This is a genomic window from Pseudomonas sp. JY-Q, assembly GCF_001655295.1.
GTDB lineage: Bacteria > Pseudomonadota > Gammaproteobacteria > Pseudomonadales > Pseudomonadaceae > Aquipseudomonas > Aquipseudomonas alloputida.
Genome location: NZ_CP011525.1, coordinates 1511408 through 1532362, shown reverse-complemented (window position 1 = coordinate 1532362; position 20955 = coordinate 1511408). Strand labels below are relative to the sequence as shown.

Annotated in this window: 12 protein-coding genes and 4 tRNA genes; 6 read left to right on the top strand and 10 right to left on the bottom strand. The window is 62.8% G+C overall.

All coding sequences use genetic code 11. The features are described from left to right. Positions 1-239: 239 nt before the first annotated feature. Positions 240-4262 (bottom strand): bifunctional nitrate reductase/sulfite reductase flavoprotein subunit alpha, encoded by a 4023-nt coding sequence (locus tag AA098_RS06845; protein WP_064613957.1) that lies wholly within the window; start codon positions 4260-4262, stop codon positions 240-242. 334 nt (positions 4263-4596) lie between these two features. On the opposite strand from AA098_RS06845, the gene AA098_RS28080 reads away from it, so the two are divergent. Together AA098_RS28080 and map are read left to right on the top strand one after the other, a co-directional pair. Further along, positions 4597-5951 (top strand): IS3 family transposase gene (locus AA098_RS28080; RefSeq protein ID WP_085983016.1). Its coding sequence is split into 2 segments (ribosomal slippage): positions 4597-5070 and positions 5073-5951, totalling 1353 coding nucleotides; the frame shifts between segments, so codons are not numbered across the junction. A gap of 156 nt (positions 5952-6107) precedes the next feature. Continuing rightward, entirely contained in the window at positions 6108-6905 is a 798-nt protein-coding gene (gene map / locus AA098_RS06830; RefSeq protein WP_085987241.1) for a type I methionyl aminopeptidase, read from the top strand. Between the two features lie 113 nt (positions 6906-7018). On the opposite strand, the gene AA098_RS06825 is transcribed toward map, so the two are convergent. From AA098_RS06825 to AA098_RS06810, 4 genes are all read right to left on the bottom strand, one after another. Next, positions 7019-7095: transfer RNA gene (locus AA098_RS06825), tRNA-Asp, on the bottom strand. Positions 7096-7108: 13 nt separating this feature from the next. After that, positions 7109-7184, bottom strand: a tRNA-Val gene (locus tag AA098_RS06820). Between the two features lie 170 nt (positions 7185-7354). Continuing rightward, a tRNA-Asp gene (locus AA098_RS06815) sits at positions 7355-7431 on the bottom strand. 13 nt (positions 7432-7444) lie between these two features. After that, positions 7445-7520: transfer RNA gene (locus AA098_RS06810), tRNA-Val, on the bottom strand. 216 nt (positions 7521-7736) lie between these two features. Between AA098_RS06810 and rdgC the strand changes: the two genes are divergently transcribed. Further along, positions 7737-8657: a recombination-associated protein RdgC gene (gene rdgC, locus AA098_RS06805; RefSeq protein WP_003252510.1), complete on the top strand. Its 921-nt coding sequence runs from the start codon at positions 7737-7739 to the stop codon at positions 8655-8657. A gap of 314 nt (positions 8658-8971) precedes the next feature. Beyond that, positions 8972-9289, top strand: coding sequence for a quaternary ammonium compound efflux SMR transporter SugE (gene sugE, locus AA098_RS06800; protein WP_064613956.1), 318 nt, complete (start codon positions 8972-8974; stop codon positions 9287-9289). 4 nt (positions 9290-9293) lie between these two features. On the opposite strand, the gene AA098_RS06795 is transcribed toward sugE, so the two are convergent. The 4 genes from AA098_RS06795 to AA098_RS06780 all read right to left on the bottom strand — a co-directional run bounded on the left by AA098_RS06795 (position 9294) and on the right by AA098_RS06780 (position 14287). Then, the gene (locus tag AA098_RS06795; protein ID WP_004575312.1) at positions 9294-11171 is read right to left on the bottom strand and encodes an MFS transporter; all 1878 of its coding nucleotides are present in this window, start codon (positions 11169-11171) and stop codon (positions 9294-9296) included. Positions 11172-11328: 157 nt separating this feature from the next. Next, complete coding sequence (locus tag AA098_RS06790) at positions 11329-12162, bottom strand: amidohydrolase (RefSeq protein ID WP_064613955.1); 834 nt, start codon at positions 12160-12162, stop codon at positions 11329-11331. Positions 12163-12186: 24 nt separating this feature from the next. Then, complete coding sequence (locus AA098_RS06785; RefSeq protein WP_064613954.1) at positions 12187-13461, bottom strand: MFS transporter; 1275 nt, start codon at positions 13459-13461, stop codon at positions 12187-12189. 94 nt (positions 13462-13555) lie between these two features. Further along, positions 13556-14287, bottom strand: a complete 732-nt coding sequence (locus AA098_RS06780) for a GntR family transcriptional regulator (protein ID WP_033725786.1) — start codon at positions 14285-14287, stop codon at positions 13556-13558. A gap of 241 nt (positions 14288-14528) precedes the next feature. Here AA098_RS06780 and AA098_RS06775 point away from each other — a divergent pair, with 241 nt between their 5' ends. Beyond that, positions 14529-15707, top strand: a complete 1179-nt coding sequence (locus tag AA098_RS06775) for an MFS transporter (RefSeq protein WP_064613953.1) — start codon at positions 14529-14531, stop codon at positions 15705-15707. Between the two features lie 126 nt (positions 15708-15833). Further along, a complete protein-coding gene (locus AA098_RS06770; RefSeq protein WP_003252495.1) occupies positions 15834-19313 on the top strand; it encodes a PAS domain-containing hybrid sensor histidine kinase/response regulator in 3480 nt (1159 codons plus the stop codon). On the opposite strand, the gene rmuC is transcribed toward AA098_RS06770, so the two are convergent. Beyond that, on the bottom strand, positions 19285-20658 hold the full coding sequence (gene rmuC / locus AA098_RS06765; protein WP_161774447.1) for a DNA recombination protein RmuC: 1374 nt from the start codon (positions 20656-20658) through the stop codon (positions 19285-19287). The genes AA098_RS06770 and rmuC overlap by 29 nt on opposite strands. Positions 20659-20955 lie beyond the last annotated feature (297 nt).

Below are 20955 nucleotides of genomic sequence, written 5' to 3'. Positions count from 1 at the left end.
GGAGCCGAAGCTCCAGGCGCCTTTGCCTGTATTCATCACGGTAGGGGGCCCGGTTGATCGCCGTTGATCAGTGGGCTTTGTTGTATCCAAGGTTAAGCAGGGAGCGTGCCAATTGGGTTGCGTGGGTTGCCTGGGTTGCCTGTGTCGGCCTCTTCGCGGGTAAACCCGCTCCTACACTTGCGCTGGGCGCGCCCAGCCAATGCACATTCAAGGTGCACAACACCCCATCTTGGAGCACGTCAGTACACATCGCGCCGGTAACGCCTGGCCTTGCTCAAGCCTTCGACATAAGCCGCCGCCGCCGCATCCATCCGGCCATGCTCGGCGACGATTACCCGCAACGCCGCATCCACATCCCTGGCCATACGCTGCGCATCGCCACACACATAGAAATACGCCCCCGCCTCCAGCCACTGCCACAACAGCGCACCCTGCTCAAGCATGCGCTGCTGCACATAGATCTTCTCGGCCTGGTCCCGCGAGAACGCCGTGTTCAGCCGCAGGTGCCCCGCCGCCTCCCAGGCCTGCAACTGCTCCTGGTAATAGAAATCGGTCGCTGCGTACTGCTCGCCGAAGAACAGCCAGTTGTCGCCTTTTGCCCCCCGTGCCTCTCGCTCCTCGAGGAACGCACGGAACGGTGCAATGCCAGTACCAGGGCCCACCATGATCACCGGCACGCTGTCGTCCTCGGGCAAGCGGAAGTGCTTCGACACCTGCGGGAAGATCGCCACTTTCTGCACCTGCGCACGGTCGGCAAGGAAGCTTGAGCACACGCCTTTACGTTCGCCATAACGCACCGTCGACACCGTCAGATGCACCTGGCCTGGGTGCGCCAGCGGGCTGGAACTGATCGAATAGAGCCGCGGCTGCAATGGCTTGAGCAGTTCCAGCCAGCTGGCCAGCGACAACTGCTGGGGGAAAGCGCGCAGCACATCGACCAGCTGCCGGCCCCACAGCCAATCCTGCAGCTCGGCCCTGCATTCAGGCTGCAGCAAACGCTGCAGGTCAGGCGCATTGCTGGCAAATGCCTGCAGTTGTTGCGCAGTGACCTTGGCAATTTCCAGATGTGCTTGCAGGGCTTCGGCCAATGGCATGGCGCCATGACCTTTAAGCTCGACCATCGCCTGGCCGTCGAGCTGCATCAGCGTCAGCAGCTCTTCTACCAGGGCCGGGCAGTTGCGCGGCCATACGCCCAGGGCATCGCCAGCAGCGTAACTGAAGCCGCTGCCGCTCAGGTCGAAGACCAGCTGGCGGGTTTCCTTGCTGGCGCCGGGGCCATTGAGCAGGCGGTTTTCCAGTACGGTGGCCATCCAGGGTTGCTGCTTGCTGAAGGCCGATACGGGTGCAGGTTCACTCGCCGGAGGTGGCGCCGCGGCAGTGCCCAGTGCAGGTAATAACGCTTCGAGCCAACTGGCAAAGGCTTCGTCGAAGTCTGGCTCGCAGTCCACCCGTTGCAGCAGGCGCTGCCCTCCCAGCTCGGCCAGGCGCTGGTCGAGCTTGCGGCCAAAACCGCAGAACTGGTCGTAACTGGAGTCGCCCAAGGCCAGTACGGCATAGGGCAGCCCGGCGCAGTGGGCGCCCTCCTCGCCCTGCAAGGCCTGCCAGAATGCCGCGCCGCTGTCGGGCGCGTCGCCATCGCCAAAGGTGCTGGCGATCAACACCACACTGACAACACCCTGCAGCTGGCTTGGACTGACCGCCTCCAGACAGCTGAGTTGCACGCTCAGACCAGCATCGCGCAGGCGCGCGGCACAGCGTTCGGCCAGTTGCTCACCATTGCCGGTCTGCGAGGCCCACAGCACCTGATGCCATGGCGCGGCCTGTGCCGCGATGGGCGCAGTTGCAGGCTGGGCGAACAGCCCGGCCAGCAAACCGTCGACAAACAAACGACGGCTGGCAGCCAGCGGCGCACTGGCCGGCAGGCGGGGTACGCCCTCGGCGCGGGCCTGGTCCAGGCCCAGCAGGAAACCTTGCAGGTAATGACGCTCTTCTTCGGCCAGCACCGGAACCGGCTGGGTGTGCAGGCCAAGCAGACGGGACAGGGTGGCGGTCGGCATGCGGACAGGCTCTACAGTGGCAGTGTTCAGATCAAGGGCGTCGATGCGCTCGCCTGCGACCCGCTCCAGGGCTACGGCGCAGTGTTTGAAGGCAGGCTGCAGCGACAGCGGGTCGACCGCATCGCAGGTCGCGGCATTGATCGCCAATTGCTCGCCGATCAGGTCATTCCAGTGAAACGGCGCAAAGCAGTTGCCCGGCATGACCCGGTCACTGATGCGCGCCGGCAACACGGCGTGCCCCCGGCGTGAGCGAACGGCCACCTGGTCCTTTTCAGCGACACCCAGCCGGGCGGCATCCTCGGGGTGAATCTCAAGGTAGGGGCCGGGCTCCAGCTTGTTCAGTGCCGGCACCTTGCCGGTCTTGGTCAACGTGTGCCATTGGTGCTGCACACGGCCAGTGTTAAGCACCATGGGGTAGTCATCGTCCGGCACTTCCGCTGCCGGCAACCAGGGCCGCGCAAAGAAGCGCGCCTTGCCGCTGGCGGTGGGAAAGGCCAGTGCCGGCCGCCTGCCCCGGGCATCGAGCAGGAGCGCCTGGCTGCTGCCGTCGTTGAGGTAGCGCAGCGGGCTACGATGCTGCTCGCTGCCCGGTGCACAAGGCCACTGGCGCGGCTGTGTCCGCAATTCGGCATAGCCGATACCGCGCAGGTCATAACCGGTTGAGGGGTTGTGGAAGCGGCGTATTTCCTCATACACCGCTTCGGCATTGGGGTAGTCGAAGGCGTCGGCATAGCCCATGGCACACGCCACGCGGGCAATGATCCGCCAGTCCGGCAAGCTTTGCCCGGGGGGCTCGACAGCGCGTGGCATCAGGGTCAGGTTGCGCTCGCTGTTGATCATCACACCCTCACCTTCGGCCCACAGCGCGGCCGGCAGGAGGATGTCGGCGTAGCGGTTGGTTTCGGTGTCGAGGAAGGCGTCCTGGGTAATGACCAGTTCGGCCTTGCGCAGGCCGTCGATCACTTGCTGGCGGTTGGCGACACTGGCTACCGGGTTGCTGCAGATGACCCAGCAGGCTTTCACTTCACCGGTTTTCATCTGCCCGAACAGCGCCACCGTACCCTCGCCACCCTCGCTGCGCAGGCTGCCGGGTGGCAGTTGCCACTGTCGTTCGACGAACGCGCGGTCGTCGTCCACCAACGCTGAGCGCTGGCCTGGCAAGCCGGGGCCCATGTAGCCCATGTCGCGGCCGCCCATGGCATTGGGCTGGCCGGTCAGCGAGAACGGGCCGCTACCGGGGCGGCAGATGGCACCCGTGGCCAAATGCAGGTTACAGATGGCGTTGCTGTGCCAGGTACCGTGAATGCTCTGGTTCAAGCCCATGGTCCAGCAGCTCATCCAGTTGTTGGCGCTGCCGATCCATTCGGCGGCCTTGATGATATCGGCCTCGGCCAGCCCGGTGATGGCGGCGACGCGCTCGGGGGGGTAGTCGTCGAGGAAGGCCGGCAGTTCGTCCCAGCCTTCGGTGTGGCGGGCGATGAAGTCGGGGTGGGTGCGGCCATTGCGATGCAGCAGGTGCAAAAGACCGTTGAGCAAGGCCATGTCGCTGCCGGGGCGCACCTGCAGAAACAGGTCGGCCTTGTCGGCGGTGGCGCTGCGACGTGGGTCGACGACGATCAGCTTCGCACCGGCCTTGACCCGATCAAGCAGGCGCAGGAACAGGATCGGGTGGCAGTCGGCCATGTTGGCGCCGATCACCAGAAATACGTCGGCGTGCTCGAAGTCCTGGTAACTGCCAGGTGGGCCATCGGCGCCAAGCGACAGCTTGTAGCCACTGCTGGCGCTGGCCATGCACAGGCGCGAGTTGGACTCGATGTGGCGCGTACGGATAAAGCCCTTGGCCAACTTGTTGGCCAGGTACTGGGCCTCCAGCGACATTTGCCCGGACACGTACAGCGCCACGGCATCCGGGCCGTGCTGGTCGATGATGCTGCGCAGACGCTCGGCGGTGGCAGCGATGGCCTGGTCCATGCTGGTGCGCACTGGCGGCTGGCTGCGTTGCTGGCGCACATAGGCGTCGGCCATGCGCCCGCTGGCACTCAGTGGCAGGTGTGCGGTAAGGCCTTTGGTGCATAGGCGGCCAAAGTTGCTCGGGTGCAGCTTGTCGCCGCTGATCTTGCCGACCTTGCCATCGGCAACGCTCATGACGATGCCGCAGCCCACACCGCAGTAGGGGCAGACGCTGCGTACTTCGCTGTTGGCCATGGGCGGGCTCCTGTGGAAAACGCAAAAAGGCGCCGGCTGCCCCGGCATGCAGATGCAAGCGGGGCAACACGGCGCCTTTGTCGTGAGGTTTTGCGGGCTGTCGACGTTGATAGCCCTGGTGAGGAGGCTTCAGCAAATAGTGGGCCAGGTGCACGGAACGGCTTTTTGTGGGGGCGGCCTTGTGTCGCGAAAGGGCCGCAAGGCGGCCCCCGAATTTCAGCTTTTATCCCTGTATCGCCGGGGCTGCTTTGCAGCCCTTTCGCGACACAAGGCCGCTCCCACAGGGTGGACTGCCCCCAAGAAGTTGGACACTAATCCAACCCTTGGGGGATCTATGGGTAAGTACACCGAGCAATTCAAGCTCACAGCGATCACAGCCTACCTGGATGGCAGCAACGGTTTCCGAAAGGTGGCTCAACACTTAGGTATCGATTTCAGCCTGCTTCGACGCTGGGTGGCCAGTTATCAGGCCAATAATGGCATTGGTCCAGGCTCGCATGGGCGGCGCTATACCAGTGATTTCAAACAGCAGGTGCTTAGCTATATGCACGAGCATCGGCTTTCGCTGCGCCAGACCGCTGCACACTTTGGTCTTGGGCAGTCCTCTCAGATAGGCATTTGGCAGCGGCAGTACTACAGTGGCAGTCCTGCACCCTCTACTGCCATCAAGCCAAGAAAGCCAATCGACGTGTCGAAGAAGATCAAGCCTGCCAAACCCACCGATACCAATGATGATCAGAAGTCTCGAGATCAGCTGATGGCTGAACTTGAGTACCTGCGCATGGAGAATGCTGTCCTAAAGGAGCTCAAGGCTCTGCGCGAGGAAAAGGAACGAACACGCGGGAAAAAGTCCTGATCGTTTCCAAACTCAAGCGCAGATTTCCTTTGCCTGACCTCCTTCAACTGGTCGAGCTGGCGCGCAGCACCTTCTACTACCAGCTCAAAGCTCAGCAGAAGCCAGATCGGCATGCTGAGCTCAAGGCATTGGTGCATCGCGTCTACCACGAGCAGAAAGGGCTTTATGGTTATCGCCGTATCGCACTCGTAATCAGGAAGGAAAAGCGGGTGAACAAGAAGGTCATTGAACGGCTGATGGCTGAGCAGGGATTGAAATCAGTAGTGCGCCCCAAGAAATATCGCTCCTATCGAGGTACCGTCGGTAAAGTGGCAGCGAATGTACTGGAGCGAAATTTTATCGCTCAACGCCCAAACCAAAAGTGGGTGACTGACGTAACCGAGTTCAAAGTAGCTCAACAGAAGCTCTATCTGTCGCCCGTGATGGATTTGTACAACGGCGAAATCGTGGCCTACGAAATGGCCAGCCGCCCGTGCTATAGCCTGGTTGGGAACATGCTTGGCAAAGCGCTCGATTGCCTGGGAGAGAAACCGAAGCTCGTGCTGCATTCGGATCAGGGATGGCATTACCAGCAGGCGCAATACCGCCGTAAGCTAAGCGAATGCGGGGTAAAGCAGAGCATGTCTCGAAAAGGCAATTGCCTGGACAACGCGGCCATGGAAAGCTTCTTCGGCACGCTCAAGTCTGAGTTTTTCTACCTGAAGCGTTTCGAGAGCATTGATGAGCTGAGAGCGGGTCTGGATGAGTACATTCACTACTACAACCATGATCGCATCAAGCTGAGGCTCAATGGCCTGAGCCCTGTGGAGTACAGGGCTCAGGCTGCAGCTTAAAACTGTCCAACTTTTGGGGGGCAGTCCAGGGATCGCGCCCGCTTTTAGAAATTGAGCAAGACAGTTGCTCCCACAAAGACAGTGCTGCGGCGTGCCTTGCGCACCATGCGGTGGCAACCTCACGCTCCCAGGCGCTATGCTGGGGCAATTTCCAGCATGAGCAACTGCCCTCCTCCCATGTCCCAGGTGATCCTCAAGACCCCCGCCCAACTCGACCTGATGCGCCGCGCCGGCCAGCTACTGGCCCAGGTGTTCACCGAACTCGACAGCTTCATCCGCCCCGGCGTGACCACGATGCAGATCAACGACCGCGCCGAGGCGTTCATCGTCGATACGCTCAAGGCACGGCCAGCAAGCAAAGGCCAGTACGGTTTCCCTTACTCGCTCAATACGTCGGTGGACCACGTGGTATGCCACGGCATCCCCAAGGTCGATGAGGTGCTCAAGGAAGGCTCGATCATCAACGTCGACATCACGCTGGAACAGGGCGGCTACATTGCCGATTCGTCGAAGATGTATTGCATCGGCAAGATCAGCGAAGAAGCCCGGCGCCTGGTCGACACCACCTATGACGCGTTGTGGAAAGGCATCGAGCAGGTGCGCCCTGGGGCAACGCTGGGCGATATCGGCCATGCCGTGCAGGCCCATGCCGAGGCGGCGGGTTACAGCGTGGTGCGCGAGTATTGCGGCCACGGTATTGGCCAGCAGATGCATGAAGGGCCAGAGGTGCTGCACATTGGCCAGCGCGGCATGGGCATTAAGCTGAAACCGGGGATGGTGTTTACCATCGAGCCGATGATCAACCAGGGTGGCCGCGGCACGCGCGAGTTGAAGGATGGCTGGACGGTGATCACCCGGGACCACAGCTTGTCGGCGCAGTGGGAGCATACCGTGGCGGTGACTGAGGGTGGGTATGAGGTGCTGACATTGCGGGAGGAGGAACGGCGTGGCTGAAGCTGCGGCAAACGCGTGCAGGTAGGGGTACAAAATTCAGGCACAAAAAAAGCGACCCTAGGGTCGCTTTCTTTGTTACTTCCGGGTGTTCAGTGGGCCCTGGAAGTGGAATATGGCGCAGCGGACGGGACTCGAACCCGCGACCCCCGGCGTGACAGGCCGGTATTCTAACCGACTGAACTACCGCTGCGCTATACATCGAGTGGTGGGTGATGACGGGATCGAACCGCCGACCCTCTGCTTGTAAGGCAGATGCTCTCCCGGCTGAGCTAATCACCCATGTCTCTCGGTGTGGCGCGCATTCTACGGGCGACTTGGCGCTCTGGCAAGCACTTATCGAAGTTTTTTCACACTTCGGTCAAACACCAAAAATCAGGCACAAAAAAAGCGACCCTAAGGTCGCTTTCTTTGTTACTTCCGGGTGTTCAGTGGGCCCTGGAAGTGGCATATGGCGCAGCGGACGGGACTCGAACCCGCGACCCCCGGCGTGACAGGCCGGTATTCTAACCGACTGAACTACCGCTGCGCTATACATCGAGTGGTGGGTGATGACGGGATCGAACCGCCGACCCTCTGCTTGTAAGGCAGATGCTCTCCCGGCTGAGCTAATCACCCTTCGTCTCGGTGTGGCGCGCATTCTACGGAGCGCCCCGCACCCTGGCAAGCACTTTTTAAACTTTTTTCAAAAAAAACCTCAGGCCTTTCAAAGACCTAGCGTTGTCGGACGATTCTTTCGTGCATAAGCCACTGCTGGCCCTCTGACAGGGCTGGCCTCAATTCACCGCTCGGAGAATAATGCCCGCCTTATGCATTAAGGAGAGATTGCCCCTCATGTGGTTCAAGAACCTGCTGACCTACCGCCTGACCCAGGAAGTTCCGTTCGAGCCTGAAGCGCTGGAAGCCGCCCTGGCCAGCAAGCCGGCCCGCCCCTGCGCCAGCCAGGAGCTGACCACTTATGGTTTCGTCGCGCCGTTCGGCAAAGGCGAAGACGCTCCCCTGGTGCATGTCAGCGGCGAGTACCTGCTGATTGCCGCGCGCAAGGAAGAACGCATCCTGCCGAGCAGCGTGGTCAACGACGCGGTCAAGGAAAAGGTCGAAGAGATCGAGACCGAGCAAATGCGCAAGGTCTATAAAAAGGAACGCGACCAGATCAAGGACGAAATCATCCAGGCGTTCCTGCCGCGTGCGTTCATCCGCCGCTCGATGATCTTCGCTGCCATTGCCCCGCGCCTGGGCGTGATCCTGGTCAACTCGGCCAGCGCCAAGCGCGCCGAAGACCTGCTGTCGACCCTGCGTGAAGTGATGGGTTCGCTGCCCGTGCGCCCGGCCACGGTGAAGATTGCGCCAGTGGCCACCATGACCGACTGGGTCAAGTCGCAGCAAGCCGCCGAAGGCTTCTATGTACTGGACGAGTGTGAGCTGCGCGACACTGCCGAAGATGGCGGTATCGTGCGCTGCAAGCGCCAGGACCTGACTGGCGAAGAGATCCAGCTGCACCTGAGCACTGGCAAAGTGGTGACCCAGCTGGCCCTGGCCTGGCAAGACAAGCTGTCGTTCATTCTCGACGACAAGATGGTCATCAAGCGCCTGAAGTTCGAAGAGCTGCTGCAGGAGCAGGCCGAGCAGGACGGTGGCGATGAGGCTGCGCAACAGTTCGACGCCAGCTTCCAGCTGATGATGATGACCTTTGCCGAATTCCTGCCGGTGCTGTTCGAGGCGCTGGGTGGTGAAGAGATTCCGCAAGGGGTCTGACGGGTATGAGATGCGGTGCTGGCCTGAATCGTTTTCTGCCAGCACCGGCCTCTTCGCGGGTAAACCCGCTCCTACACGACGGCCTGCGCCCAATCACCAACGTGTGTCCATCACCAATTGTGTAGGAGCGGGTTTACCCGCGAATACGGTAGCGGCCGCAACGTTGAACGACGGGTGGAAATTGGCCAGCAGGCGCGGCCTTGCCCGGAAGGCCGCAGACAGGCACCATGGCACCCACTGTGAGGACGACCTCACGACGCACCGCGTGACCATTCCGGGGACGGCCCCATCATTCAAACGATGGAGACACACTCATGTCCTGGATCATCCTGTTTTTCGCCGGCCTGTTCGAGGTTGGCTGGGCCGTCGGCCTCAAATACACCGACGGTTTCACTCGACCACTACCCACTGTCCTTACCGTCGGCGCCATGGTCATCAGCCTGGGCCTGCTGGGCCTGGCCATGAAGGAGTTGCCGCTGGGCACCGCCTATGCCACCTGGACCGGCGTAGGCGCAGTCGGTACGGTCATCGCCGGGATCATGCTGTTCGGCGAGTCCATGGCCCTGGTGCGGCTGGTCAGTGTGGCGCTGATCGTCTGCGGCCTCGTCGGCCTGAAAGTCAGCGCCAGCTAACCCCCTATCGCAGATGGCCGCGCAGGCGGCTGACCTGTTCGCGCAACACTTCAGGCTGCGCCGCCTCCACCGGGACGGCGGCGCCTGCCACGATGGTCACCCGCGACCACAGGCGCTTGAAGAAGCCCTTGGCCGGGTCGCGGCTGAAGAAGCTACCCCACAACCCCTGCAAGGCCAGCGGAATCACCGGTACCGGCGTTTCTTCGAGGATGCGGCTGACCCCACCCTTGAAAACATCGATTTCGCCATCGCCCGTCAGCTTGCCTTCCGGGAAGATGCACACCAGTTCACCATCCGCCAGGTACTCGGCAATCCGCGCGAAGGCCCGCTCGTACGTCGCCTGGTCTTCGTTACGCCCGGCAATCGGGATGGCACCGGCAGTGCGAAACACGAAGTTGAGCACCGGCAGGTTGTAGATCTTGTAGTACATGACAAAGCGGATCGGCCGGCGTATAGCCCCGCCCAGCAGCAACGCATCGACGAACGACACGTGGTTGCACACCAGCAACGCTGCACCTTCGTCGGGGATGCGCTCGAGGTCTCGGTGCTGCACGCGGTACATCGAATGGCTGAGCAGCCAGATCAGGAAGCGCATGGTGAACTCGGGCACGATCCTGAAGATATAGGTGTTGACTGCGATATTGAGCAGCGACACCACCAGGAAAAGCTGCGGGATGCTCAGCTTGGCCACGCCTAGCAGGATGATGGTGAGCACCGCCGACACCACCATGAACAAGGCATTGAGGATGTTGTTGGCCGCGATCACCCTGGCGCGCTCGTCCTCGGCCGTGCGGGCCTGGATCAACGCATATAACGGCACGATGTAGAAGCCGCCGAACACACCCAGGCCGACGATCGACAGCAAGATCCACCACGCCTGGCTCATGCCCAGCAGTGCCAGCCAGTCGTGCGGCGCTGCTGCAGCCGGTACATCACCGGAGTGCCACCACCACAGCAGGCCGAACAGGGTCAGGCCGAACGAGCCGAACGGCACCAGGCCGATTTCCACCTTGCGTCCACTGAGCCGCTCACACAGCAGCGAGCCCAGGGCAATGCCCACCGAGAACAGGGTCAGCACCAGGGTCACCACGGTGCCGTCACCGTGCAGCCAATCCTTGGCATAGGCCGGGATCTGCGTGAGGTAGATAGCGCCGACAAACCAGAACCACGAGTTGCCGACGATCGAGCGCGACACCGCCGGCGGCTGGCCCAGGCCCATGCGCAAGATCACCCACGACTGCTTGAAGATGTTCCAGTCCAGCGGCATTTGCGGCGAGGCGGCAGCCGCCCGCGGGATCCAGCGGCTGGCGAGGTAGCCGAGTACCGCCGTGCCGACCACGCCACCGGCCACCACTGTTGCGTAGCTGTCGGCCGACATCATCACCCCCGCGCCGATGGTGCCGGCGAGGATGGCGAGGAAGGTGCCGGTTTCCACCAGCCCGTTACCGCCCACCAACTCTTCCTCGCGCAGGGCCTGCGGCAGGATCGAATACTTCACCGGGCCGAACAGCGCCGAGTGGGTCCCCATACCGAACAGCGCCACCAGCATCAGCCACAGATGGTTGGTGACAAAGCCCAGCGCACCAATCGCCATGATCACGATTTCGGCCAGTTTGATTGCACGGATCAGCGCATCCTTGGCGAACTTCTCGCCAAACTGCCCGCCCAGCGCCGAAAACAGGAAAAACGGCAGGATGAACAGCAAGGCACACAAGTTGACCCAGATCGATCGGTCACCATCGCCCAGGCTGAGCTTGAACAAAATCGCCAGGATCAGCGACTGCTTGAACAGGTTGTCGTTGAAGGCACCCAGCGACTGAGTGATGAAAAACGGCAGGAAACGCCGCTTACCGAGCAAGGTGAATTGCGAAGAGTGACTCATCGTCCTTGGTCCTGAGGGCTTTTCAATTGGAGGCTCGCCAAGCGCGCCGGGCCACAAATCTGCATGGGAAATGCGCTGGCTGGCAAGCACCGGCTCAGGCATGGCCAAGCGAGATTGCGTTCAAGGACCTGCCAGCAGTTGCAGCACTGGCGCTACGTCACTCGAAGCCAAACAACGCCCGCGCGGTATCCACCAACAGTGCCTGGCGCAACTGCGCTGAACACCCTAAGGCCTCGAACTGTTCGACAGCGGTACCGAAACTGACCTCCGACTCATGCTGGGTATGCGGCCAGTCACTGCCCCACATCAACCGCTCTGCGCCGTAATGGGCTTCCAGCGCGCACAGCGCCTGACGGGCGAATGCCAGGTTCTCCTCCGGCGAGCCCTGCAGCCTGTAGATGCCGGACACCTTCACCCACACCTTGCCCCGACCGCTCAGGGTCAGCAGTTCGGCAAACCCCGGCTGGCCCAGGCCAAGGCGGGCATCCGGCCGGCCGAAATGGTCAATCACGATGTCCAGCCCGTAAGGCTGCAATGCCCGCACCAGCACTGGAATGTCCGCCACCTGACGGTGCAGTTCCACGTGCCAACCCTGCTCGCCGATGCGCTCCAGCAACGGCCGCCACTGCGCGCCGGTCAGGTCAGGCATGTCTTGCCCCATGAGGTTGAGGCGTACCCCCCTGACTCCCAACCGGGCCATTTCCGCCAAGGTCGCCCGCTCGACCTCCCGCTCCAGCATCACCACCCCGCGCAGTTGCCCTGGCGCGGTCTGCAAGGCGCTGAGCAGGTAGCGGTTGTCAGTACCCAGGAAGCTGGGCTGGACCAGTACGCCATGGCTGCAACCATGGGCCCGCAGTTGGCCCAGGTAGTCGCCCAGCGGCGCATCGTAACTGGGCGCATAACGCCGCTGGCGGGCCAGGTTCAGCCCACGGCTGAACACGTGGGCGTGGCTGTCGATGGCAGTCAGGTGCAAAGCGGGTGCGTCGGGCATGGTTCTCATACAAACAGGTTCAGGTTACTTGGCGACGGCACCGGCCGTTTCCGGCGCAGGTGCAGATTCAAGGTTGCGGCCACGGGTTTCGGGCAGGCACAGGGCTGCGATCACCGCAACGCCATAGGCGATGCCGGCATCGATGCCGATGGCACTGCCCAGCGACATCGACTCGCTCATGTGCCCGACCAGGAACGGGAAAACGGCCGACAGCACGCGACCGAAGTTGTAGCAAAAGCCCACCCCGGCGCCGCGCACATCAGCCGGGTACAGCTCATTGAAAAACGCACCCAGGCTGGCCGGGATGCCGGCGGCAAAAAAACCCAGCGGGAAGCCGAGGAACAGCATCTGGGTATTGGTCAGCGGGAAAAACACGTAGGCCTGCACGGTCAGTACACAGCACAGGGCGAACAGCAGGATGTTCTTGCGCCTGCCAATACGGTCGATCAGCAGGCCGCTGACCACGCAGCCGCACCAGAAGGCCAGGATGATCACCGCCAGGTAACCGCCCGAGTTCAGCACCGAAAGGTTGCGCTCTGTCTTGAGGAAGGTCGGCAACCAGGTCATCACCGCGTGGTAGCCACCGTGGGCACCCAGGCCGAGCAAGCCGCCCAGCAGGGTCACACGCAGCAGTTCCGGGCGGAAGATGCCAGCCATCGAGTGCAAGAAGCTGGAAGGGATGGCCTTTTCCTTTTGCAGGCGCTGGAAGCTGTCCGGCTCAGGCACGTTGCGGCGTACCCAAATGATCAGCAGCGATGGCAGCAGACCGACGAAGAACATCACCCGCCAGGCAAACTCCTGCGGCACCAGTGAGTAAATCAGCGTAAACAGTGCCACCGCCAGCCCCCACCCCACAGCCCAGGCACTCTGCACCGTGCCCATGACCTTGCCGCGATACCTGGGGTTGATGGTTTCGGCCATCAGCACAGCGCCGGCTGCCCATTCGCCACCGATGCCAAAGCCTTGCATGGCCTTGACGAACAGCAACGGGTAGAAACCGGTGACGAACGCCGAAAGGAAGGTGAAGAACGAGAACCAGAGAATCATCCATTGCAGGGTACGCACGCGACCATAGCGGTCGGACAGTGTGCCACCCAGCCAGCCGCCGATTGCCGAGGTCACCAGGGTCAGGCCACTGATCAGGCCGGCATCGCCCTTGGTCAGGGAGAACGCGGCGATCAGCGCGGGGATGGCCAGGCCGAACATCTGCACTTCCAGCGCATCGAGCGACCAGCCGCCGAAACAGGCCCAGAATGTCTTGCGTTCCCGTGAGGTGATCTCGCGATACCAGCTGAACATGATTGTTATCCTTCTAGTCGTGGTGTGACGGGCAGGCGAAGCCACTGCGCCGTGGCAGCACGGCGCAGACAGGTAAAAGGGTGAAGCGACCGGTTTAGCGAATGTCGATGCGGTAGCGGAAGTGCTGCGCATGGCCGCGCGAGCGGCGCCATTCCAGAGGTTTGCCGGCATAGTCGCGGGCCAGGCGCTCGATCACGACCACCGGGCTGTCGGCCGGCAGTTGCAGCAAGCGGCCATGCACCGCGTCGACCGCTTCGGCGGTCAGGGTTTCTTCGGCGTAGGCGACCACCTGACCGCACAGCGCTTCGTAGATCGGGTACAGCAGTGGGCCCTTGCTGTTTAAATCCACGTCCAGCAGCGGCTGGAAGGTTTGGCGCGGCAGCCAGATGTCTTCGGCCAGCACCGGCTGGGCGCCAAGCAGACGTGTGCGAACGATGCGGATCACTTCTGCCTCCCCTGCCAGGCCCAATGCCTCGGCCACTGCCGAAGGCGCCGGAAGCGACTCGATGGAAAGAATGCGGCTTTCCGGCACTATGCGCTCGCCATTGGCGGCCTCGAAACGGAAGAAGCGGAACAGCGACGACTGGAACTGTGGGCGGCGAATGAAGGTGCCACGGCCCTGCTGGCGCTCCAGCACGCCTTCGGCCACCAGGACATCGACGGCCTTGCGCACGGTACCGATCGACATATCGAACTCGGTGGCCAAGGCTGCTTCGGTCGGGATCGCTTCCCCCGGGCGCCAGCGGTTGTTGGCAATTTGCGCGACCATGTGGTCGCGCAGTTGTTGGTAGCGGGGCAGTCGAGCATCACCGGTCAATGGGTGCATGGGTCTCGCTCTCGTCTTGTTATATAAACATATATATGAATTTTTCGAGAGTATTCCCCGAGCCTGACAGACTGTCAATCCTCCGCCTGTCGCCCTTTGTCCGTGAAGCGGCCTTGTGTCGCGACGGGCTGTGAGCCAGCCGGAGCATTGCCATCTTCTCTTGAACGTTGCCGGTGCTGCTGCAAGGACCGCATGTGGCTTATGCTTGTGCTCGGCAAACCCGCACAACAAGGACGTGGCAATGCTCGCCGCCATAAAACGCTACCCGCACACCGTTCGCCTGCTGCTCACCACCACCTTCGCGCTTACCGTCGCCCGCGCCCTCACCCTGCCCTACCTGGTGGTTTACCTGGCCGACAATTTCCAGCTGCCGATCAGCCAGATCGGCCTGCTGATCGGTGGCGCGCTGATCGTCGCCTCGCTATTGAGTCTGTACGGTGGCCATCTGGTCGACACCTTGAGCAACCACACGCTGGTCAGCGCCAGTACCCTGCTGTTCGCCCTGGCCTTCGTCGGCGCGGTCGCCAGCCGTTCGGCACTGCCGTTCTTCTTTTGTCTGGTGTTGATCAACCTGGCCCTGGCAGTGGTCGACATTGCTGCCAAGGCGGGCTTCTGCGCGTTACTGCCGGTGGATGAGCGGGCCGAGGTATTCGCCATCAAGTACACCCTCAGCAACGTCGGCTACGCCACCGGCCCGTTGCTGGGCGTGGCCATGCTTGAACTGAACGACCATGTGCCGTTCCTCGCCTCTGCCCTGCTTGGCCTGGCCATGTGCCTGGCTTACTGGCGCCTGGGTGATCGCAGCCTGCAGGCCAGCGCGCCGGACAAGCCTGCGGCCGGCTTCGGCCAGGTGGCGCTGGGGCTGGCGCGGGATCGCCGGCTGGTGTGCTTTACCGTGGGTGGGGTGCTGAGCGCGGTGGTGTTCGGGCAGTTCACCGCCTACCTGTCCCAGTACCTGGTGGTCACCAGCAACCCGGCCGAAGCGGCACTGCTGATCGGCTATCTGGTCACCACCAACGCCGTGACGGTCATTGCCTTGCAGTACCTGATTGGCCGGCGCATCAGCCGCCAGCGTCTGATGCCGTGGCTGTTGGCCGGCATGGGCCTGTTCATCGCCGGCTTGCTGGGTTTTGCACTGGCGGGCTCGGTACTGGCCTGGTGCCTGGCGATGCTGGTGTTCACGCTGGGCGAAATCATCGTGATCCCGGCCGAGTACATGTTTATCGACCTGATCGCACCGGAGCACTTGCGCGGGGTGTATTACGGCGCGCAGAACCTGTCCAACCTGGGGGCGGCGCTGGGGCCGGTGATGGTGGGGTTTGCACTGGTACACCTGTGGCCGGGGGCAGTCTTCTACCTGCTGGTGTTGTCGGTGATACTGGCAGGGGTGTTCTATGGGTTGGGTACCCGCAGGGGTTGATGTTGCCTGTTCTGGCCTATTCGCGGGTGAACCCGCTCCTACAACCATCGTCTGCGCTGACGAAGCGGCACTTGCGTGCCAGACTGATTGATCGGGACCGCGTTACCTTTTTGCTTCGGAGTCTTCATGTCGTTGTCCAGCGGGCTGATCGCCGTGGTCGCCCTGGCCTATATGGCCATCATGTTCGCCATCGCCTTCTATGGCGACCGCCGCAGCACGCCATTGCCGCCAAAGCTGCGTGCCTGGGTGTACAGCCTGTCGCTGGCCGTGTACTGCACCAGCTGGACCTTTTTCGGCGCGGTCGGCCAGGCCGCCGAACAGCTTTGGGCATTCCTGCCAATCTACCTGGGCCCGGTACTGCTGCTGATCTTCGCGCCGTGGGTGCTGCAGAAGATGGTGTTGATCAGCAAGCAGCAGAACATCACCTCGATCGCCGACTTCATTGCCGCACGCTACGGCAAGTCGCAGACCCTGGCAGTGGTGGTGGCGCTGATCTGCCTGGTCGGCGTGCTGCCGTATATCGCCCTGCAGCTCAAGGGCATCGTACTGGGCGTGAACCTGTTGATCGGGGCCAACGCCGACGCCACCGGCACCCGCGTGCAGGACACCGCGCTGGTGATATCGCTGGTACTGGCGCTGTTCGCGATCGTCTTCGGTACCCGCAGCCTGGATGTGACCGAGCACCACCGCGGCATGGTCCTGGCGATCGCCTTCGAATCGCTGATCAAGCTGCTGGCGTTCCTTGCAGTGGGCATCTTCATCGTTTTCAACCTGTATGACGGCTTCGACGACCTGTTCAGCCAGGCCCGCCAGTCGATCCACTTGCAGGACTATTGGAAAGAAACCATCAATTGGCCGTCCATGGTGGTGCAAACCGCCGTGGCGATGATGGCAATCATCTGCCTGCCCCGGCAGTTCCACGTTACCGTGGTCGAGAACATCGAACCGCAGGACTTGCGCCTGGCGCGCTGGGTATTCCCCATGTACCTGGCACTGGCCGCGCTGTTCGTGGTGCCGATTGCCCTGGCTGGGCAGATGATGCTGCCCGGCACGGTGATCTCCGACTCGTTCGTCATCAGCCTGCCGCTGGCCGAGGCGCACCCGAGCCTTGCCCTGCTGGCGTTCATCGGCGGCGCCTCGGCAGCTACCGGCATGGTGATCGTCGAGGCCGTGGCGCTGTCGACCATGGTGTCCAACGACATGCTGCTGCCCTGGCTGCTGCGCCGCAACAACGCCGAGCGGCCTTTCGAAGCGTTCCGCCACTGGATGCTTTCGGTACGCCGGGTAACCATCGTGGTGATCCTGCTGCTGGCCTATGTCAGCTACCGCCTGCTGGGTTCCACCGCCAGCCTGGCGACCATCGGCCAGATCGCCTTTGCCGCTGTGACCCAGCTCACCCCGGCCATGCTTGGCGCGCTGTACTGGAAGCAGGCCAACCGTCGCGGCGTGTTCGCCGGCCTGGCCGCTGGCATTTTCCTGTGGTTCTACACCTTGGTGCTGCCGATTGCCGCGCACAGCCTGGGCTGGTCGTTGCAGTTGTTCCCTGGCCTGGCGTGGCTGCACGGCAACCCGCTGAACCTGCCGATCAGTCCACTGACCCAAGGTGTGGTGCTGTCACTGGCGGGCAACTTCACCCTGTTCGCCTGGGTTTCGGTGCTGTCGCGCACACGGGTTTCCGAGCACTGGCAGGCCGGCCGGTTCATTGGCCAGCAGACCAGCGCGCGGCCCAGCAGCAAGCCGCTGCTGGCGGTGCAGATCGACGACCTGTTGACCCTGGCCTCGCGCTTTGTCGGGGAAGAGCGCGCACGGCAGAGCTTCATCCGCTTTGCCTACCGCCAGGGCAAGGGCTTCAACCCGAACCAGAACGCCGATGGCGACTGGATCGAGCACACCGAACGCCTGCTGGCCGGGGTACTCGGTACCTCCTCGACCCGCGCCGTGGTCAAAGCGGCCATCGAAGGCCGCGACATGCAGCTGGAAGACGTGGTGCGCATCGCTGACGAAGCCAGTGAGGTGCTGCAGTTCAACCGCGCCCTGCTGCAAGGCGCCATCGAGAACATCAACCAGGGCATCAGCGTGGTCGACCAGAATTTGCACCTGGTGGCCTGGAACCGCCGCTACCTGGAGCTGTTCAACTACCCGGACGGGCTGATCAGCGTAGGGCGACCGATTGCCGACATCATCCGCTACAACGCCGAGCGCGGCCTGTGCGGCCCCGGCGAGGCGCAAGTGCATGTGGCGCGGCGGCTGCACTGGATGCGTCAGGGCCGCGCGCACTCCTCCGAGCGGCTGTTCCCCAATGGCCGAGTGATCGAGCTGATCGGCAACCCGATGCCGGGCGGCGGCTTTGTCATGAGCTTCACCGACATCACCCCGTTCCGCGAGGCCGAGCAGGCCCTGCGCGATGCCAACGAACGCCTTGAACAACGCGTGGCGGAGCGCACCCACGAACTGTCGCAGTTGAACCAGGCGCTGTCCGAAGCCAAGAGCCAGGCCGAAGCGGTGAGCAAGTCCAAGACCCGCTTCCTGGCCGCCGTCAGCCATGACCTGATGCAACCGTTGAACGCCGCACGGCTTTTCTCTGCCGCCTTGTCGCAACAGGCCGAGGGCATGAACGAAGAGGCCCAGCAGTTGGTACAGCACATGGACAGCTCGCTGCGCTCGGCTGAAGAGCTGATCAGCGACCTGCTGGACATCTCGCGCCTGGAAAACGGCAAGATCACCCCGGATGCCAAACCCTTCGCCCTCAACGAGCTGTTCGACACCCTGGGCGCCGAGTTCAAGCTGCTGGCGGCCGAGAAAGGCCTGGAGTTCCGCCTGCGCGGCAGCCGCCTGCGGGTGGACAGCGACATGAAACTGCTACGCCGGGTGCTGCAGAACTTCCTCACCAATGCCCTGCGCTACGGCAAGAGCCCGATCCTGCTAGGCGCGCGCCGACAGGGCGAGCGCCTGTGGCTGGAGGTCTGGGACCGTGGCCCGGGCATTGCTGACGACAAGCTGCAAGTGATCTTTCAGGAGTTCAAGCGCCTGGACAGCCACCAGACCCGTGCCGAGAAGGGGCTAGGGTTGGGCCTGGCCATCGCAGACGGCCTGTGTCGGGTGCTGGGGCATCCGCTGGAAGTGCGCTCATGGCCAGGCAAGGGCACGGTGTTCCGCGTCAGCGTACCGATTGCACGCCAGGCCGCCGCGGCGCCAAGCGCGCCCGTGGAACAACAGGGCGGCCAGCCACTGGCCGGGCTGCAAGTGCTTTGCGTGGACAACGAAGACAGCATCCTGATCGGCATGAACAGCCTGCTGAGCCGCTGGGGTTGCCAGGTATGGACCGCGCGCAACCAGGCCGAATGCGAAGCCCTGCTGGCCAAAGGCATGCGCCCGCACCTGGCATTGGTGGACTACCACCTGGACGACGGCGAGACCGGCACCGGACTGATGGGCTGGCTTCGAGCACGGCTGGGTGAGCCGGTACCCGGTGTAGTGATCAGCGCCGACGGCAGCAAGGAAACCATCGCCCTGGTACATGCATCAGGGCTGGACTACCTGGCCAAACCGGTCAAGCCAGCGGCCTTGCGCGCCCTGCTCAATCGCCATCTGAGCCTGGCTCAGTAACCGCTACGTCGGGCAGCGCCTCGTCGGACAGCGCCCGCTCCAGCAGGTCTGCCGGCAAGCTCTTGCTGGCACGGGCGCCCAGTAGCTTAAGCTGCTCGCTGCGGCTGACCAGGTTGCCACGCCCTTCGCACAGCTTGTTGCGCGCGGCAGCATAAGCCTTGTCTACCTGCTGCAAGCGGCTGCCCAGCTCGTCCAGGTCCTGGATGAACAGCACGAACTTGTCGTAGAGCCAGCCGGCACGCTCGGCAATTTCGCGGGCGTTCTGCCCTTGACGCTCCTGCTTCCACAGGCTGTCGATCACCCGCAAGGTCGCCAGCAACGTGGTAGGGCTGACAATCACGATCTGCCGGTCGAAGGCCTCCTGGAACAGGTTCGGCTCGGCCTGCAGGGCCGCCGAAAAGGCCGCCTCGATGGGCACGAACAACAACACGAAATCCAGGCTGTGCAGGCCTTCAAGGCGGCTGTAGTCCTTGCTCGACAGGCCTTTGACGTGGCTGCGCAGCGACTGCACATGCTGCTTGAGCGCAGCTTCGTCGTTGCCGGCAACGAACTGCTGGTACGCAGTGAGGCTGACCTTGGCGTCCACCACCACCTGCTTGTCGCCGGGCAGCATGATCAGCACATCCGGCTGGAAACGCTCGCCATCGGCGCTTTTCAGGCTGACCTGGGTTTGGTATTCGCGGCCCTTTTCCAGGCCGGCATGCTCCAGCACGCGTTCGAGGATAAGCTCCCCCCAGTTACCTTGGGTTTTCTGGCCCTTCAAGGCCTGGGTAAGGTTGGTGGCTTCGTCGGACAGGCGCAGGTTGAGCTGTTGCAGGCGCTCCAGCTCCTTGCCCAGCGAGAAGCGCTCGCGGGCCTCTTGTTGATAGCTTTCCTCCACACGTTTTTCGAAGGCCTGGATGCGCTCCTTGAGCGGGTCGAGCAACTGGCCAAGGTGCTGCTGGCTGGTCTGGGCGAAGCGCTGCTCGCGCTCGTCGAAGATCTTGGTGGCCATGTCGGCGAACTGGGCGCGCAAGGTGTCACGGGCCTCCTGCAGGTCTTCCAGGCGTTGCTGGTGGCTTTCCTGCTGTTCACGCAGTTCTGCGTCCAGGCGCGCGGTTTGCGCTTCCAGGCGGCGCAGTTCGGCTTCGCGGTTGGCGCGCTCAAGGCTCCAGGCGTGGGCCGCATCACGGGCATTGTCGCGGTCGATCTGCAGCAGCTCCAGCTCACGGCCTTGGGCGGCCAGCTGGGCCTGTTTGACAGCGTTGGCCTCACTGAGGTCGCTGACCTCGTCGCGGCTGGCGTCCAGTTGCGCCTGCAGGCCAGCCTGGGCAAGTTGGGCAGCGTTGAGGCGCTCTTCGAGCAAGGCCTGCTCACCTTGCCGTGCGCCCTGGCGGCGTTGCACCTGCATGACCCACACCAGGCAGGGTATTACGCCTGCCACCAAGCCCAGCAGAATGCTGGCCAGATCCACTGTCATGCTTACCCCGAACGCTCTGATGCAAATTGAGTGCAGCTTATCAGCCTGACTGGCGTGTTGCCTGCATCGGCCTCATCGCGGGCCTGCCCGCTGCGCAAGCCTGAAGTCAAAGGTAATGCCTGCACGGTCGCCCGTAGGAGCGGGTTCACCCGCGAAGAGGCCGGCCCTGCTGGCCAATCTCCA

Bases quoted from the DNA above. Each gene is read 5' to 3' on its own strand.
- sugE (WP_064613956.1), top strand. From the start codon at position 8,972: ATGTCCTGGATCATCCTGTTTTTCGCCGGCCTGTTCGAGGTTGGCTGG.
- AA098_RS06790 (WP_064613955.1), bottom strand. From the start codon at position 12,162: ATGCCCGACGCACCCGCTTTGCACCTGACTGCCATCGACAGCCACGCC.
- rdgC (WP_003252510.1), top strand. From the start codon at position 7,737: ATGTGGTTCAAGAACCTGCTGACCTACCGCCTGACCCAGGAAGTTCCG.
- AA098_RS06775 (WP_064613953.1), top strand. From the start codon at position 14,529: ATGCTCGCCGCCATAAAACGCTACCCGCACACCGTTCGCCTGCTGCTC.
- AA098_RS06785 (WP_064613954.1), bottom strand. From the start codon at position 13,461: ATGTTCAGCTGGTATCGCGAGATCACCTCACGGGAACGCAAGACATTC.
- AA098_RS06795 (WP_004575312.1), bottom strand. From the start codon at position 11,171: ATGAGTCACTCTTCGCAATTCACCTTGCTCGGTAAGCGGCGTTTCCTG.
- AA098_RS06770 (WP_003252495.1), top strand. From the start codon at position 15,834: ATGTCGTTGTCCAGCGGGCTGATCGCCGTGGTCGCCCTGGCCTATATG.
- AA098_RS06845 (WP_064613957.1), bottom strand. From the start codon at position 4,262: ATGGCCAACAGCGAAGTACGCAGCGTCTGCCCCTACTGCGGTGTGGGC.
- AA098_RS06780 (WP_033725786.1), bottom strand. From the start codon at position 14,287: ATGCACCCATTGACCGGTGATGCTCGACTGCCCCGCTACCAACAACTG.
- map (WP_085987241.1), top strand. From the start codon at position 6,108: ATGAGCAACTGCCCTCCTCCCATGTCCCAGGTGATCCTCAAGACCCCC.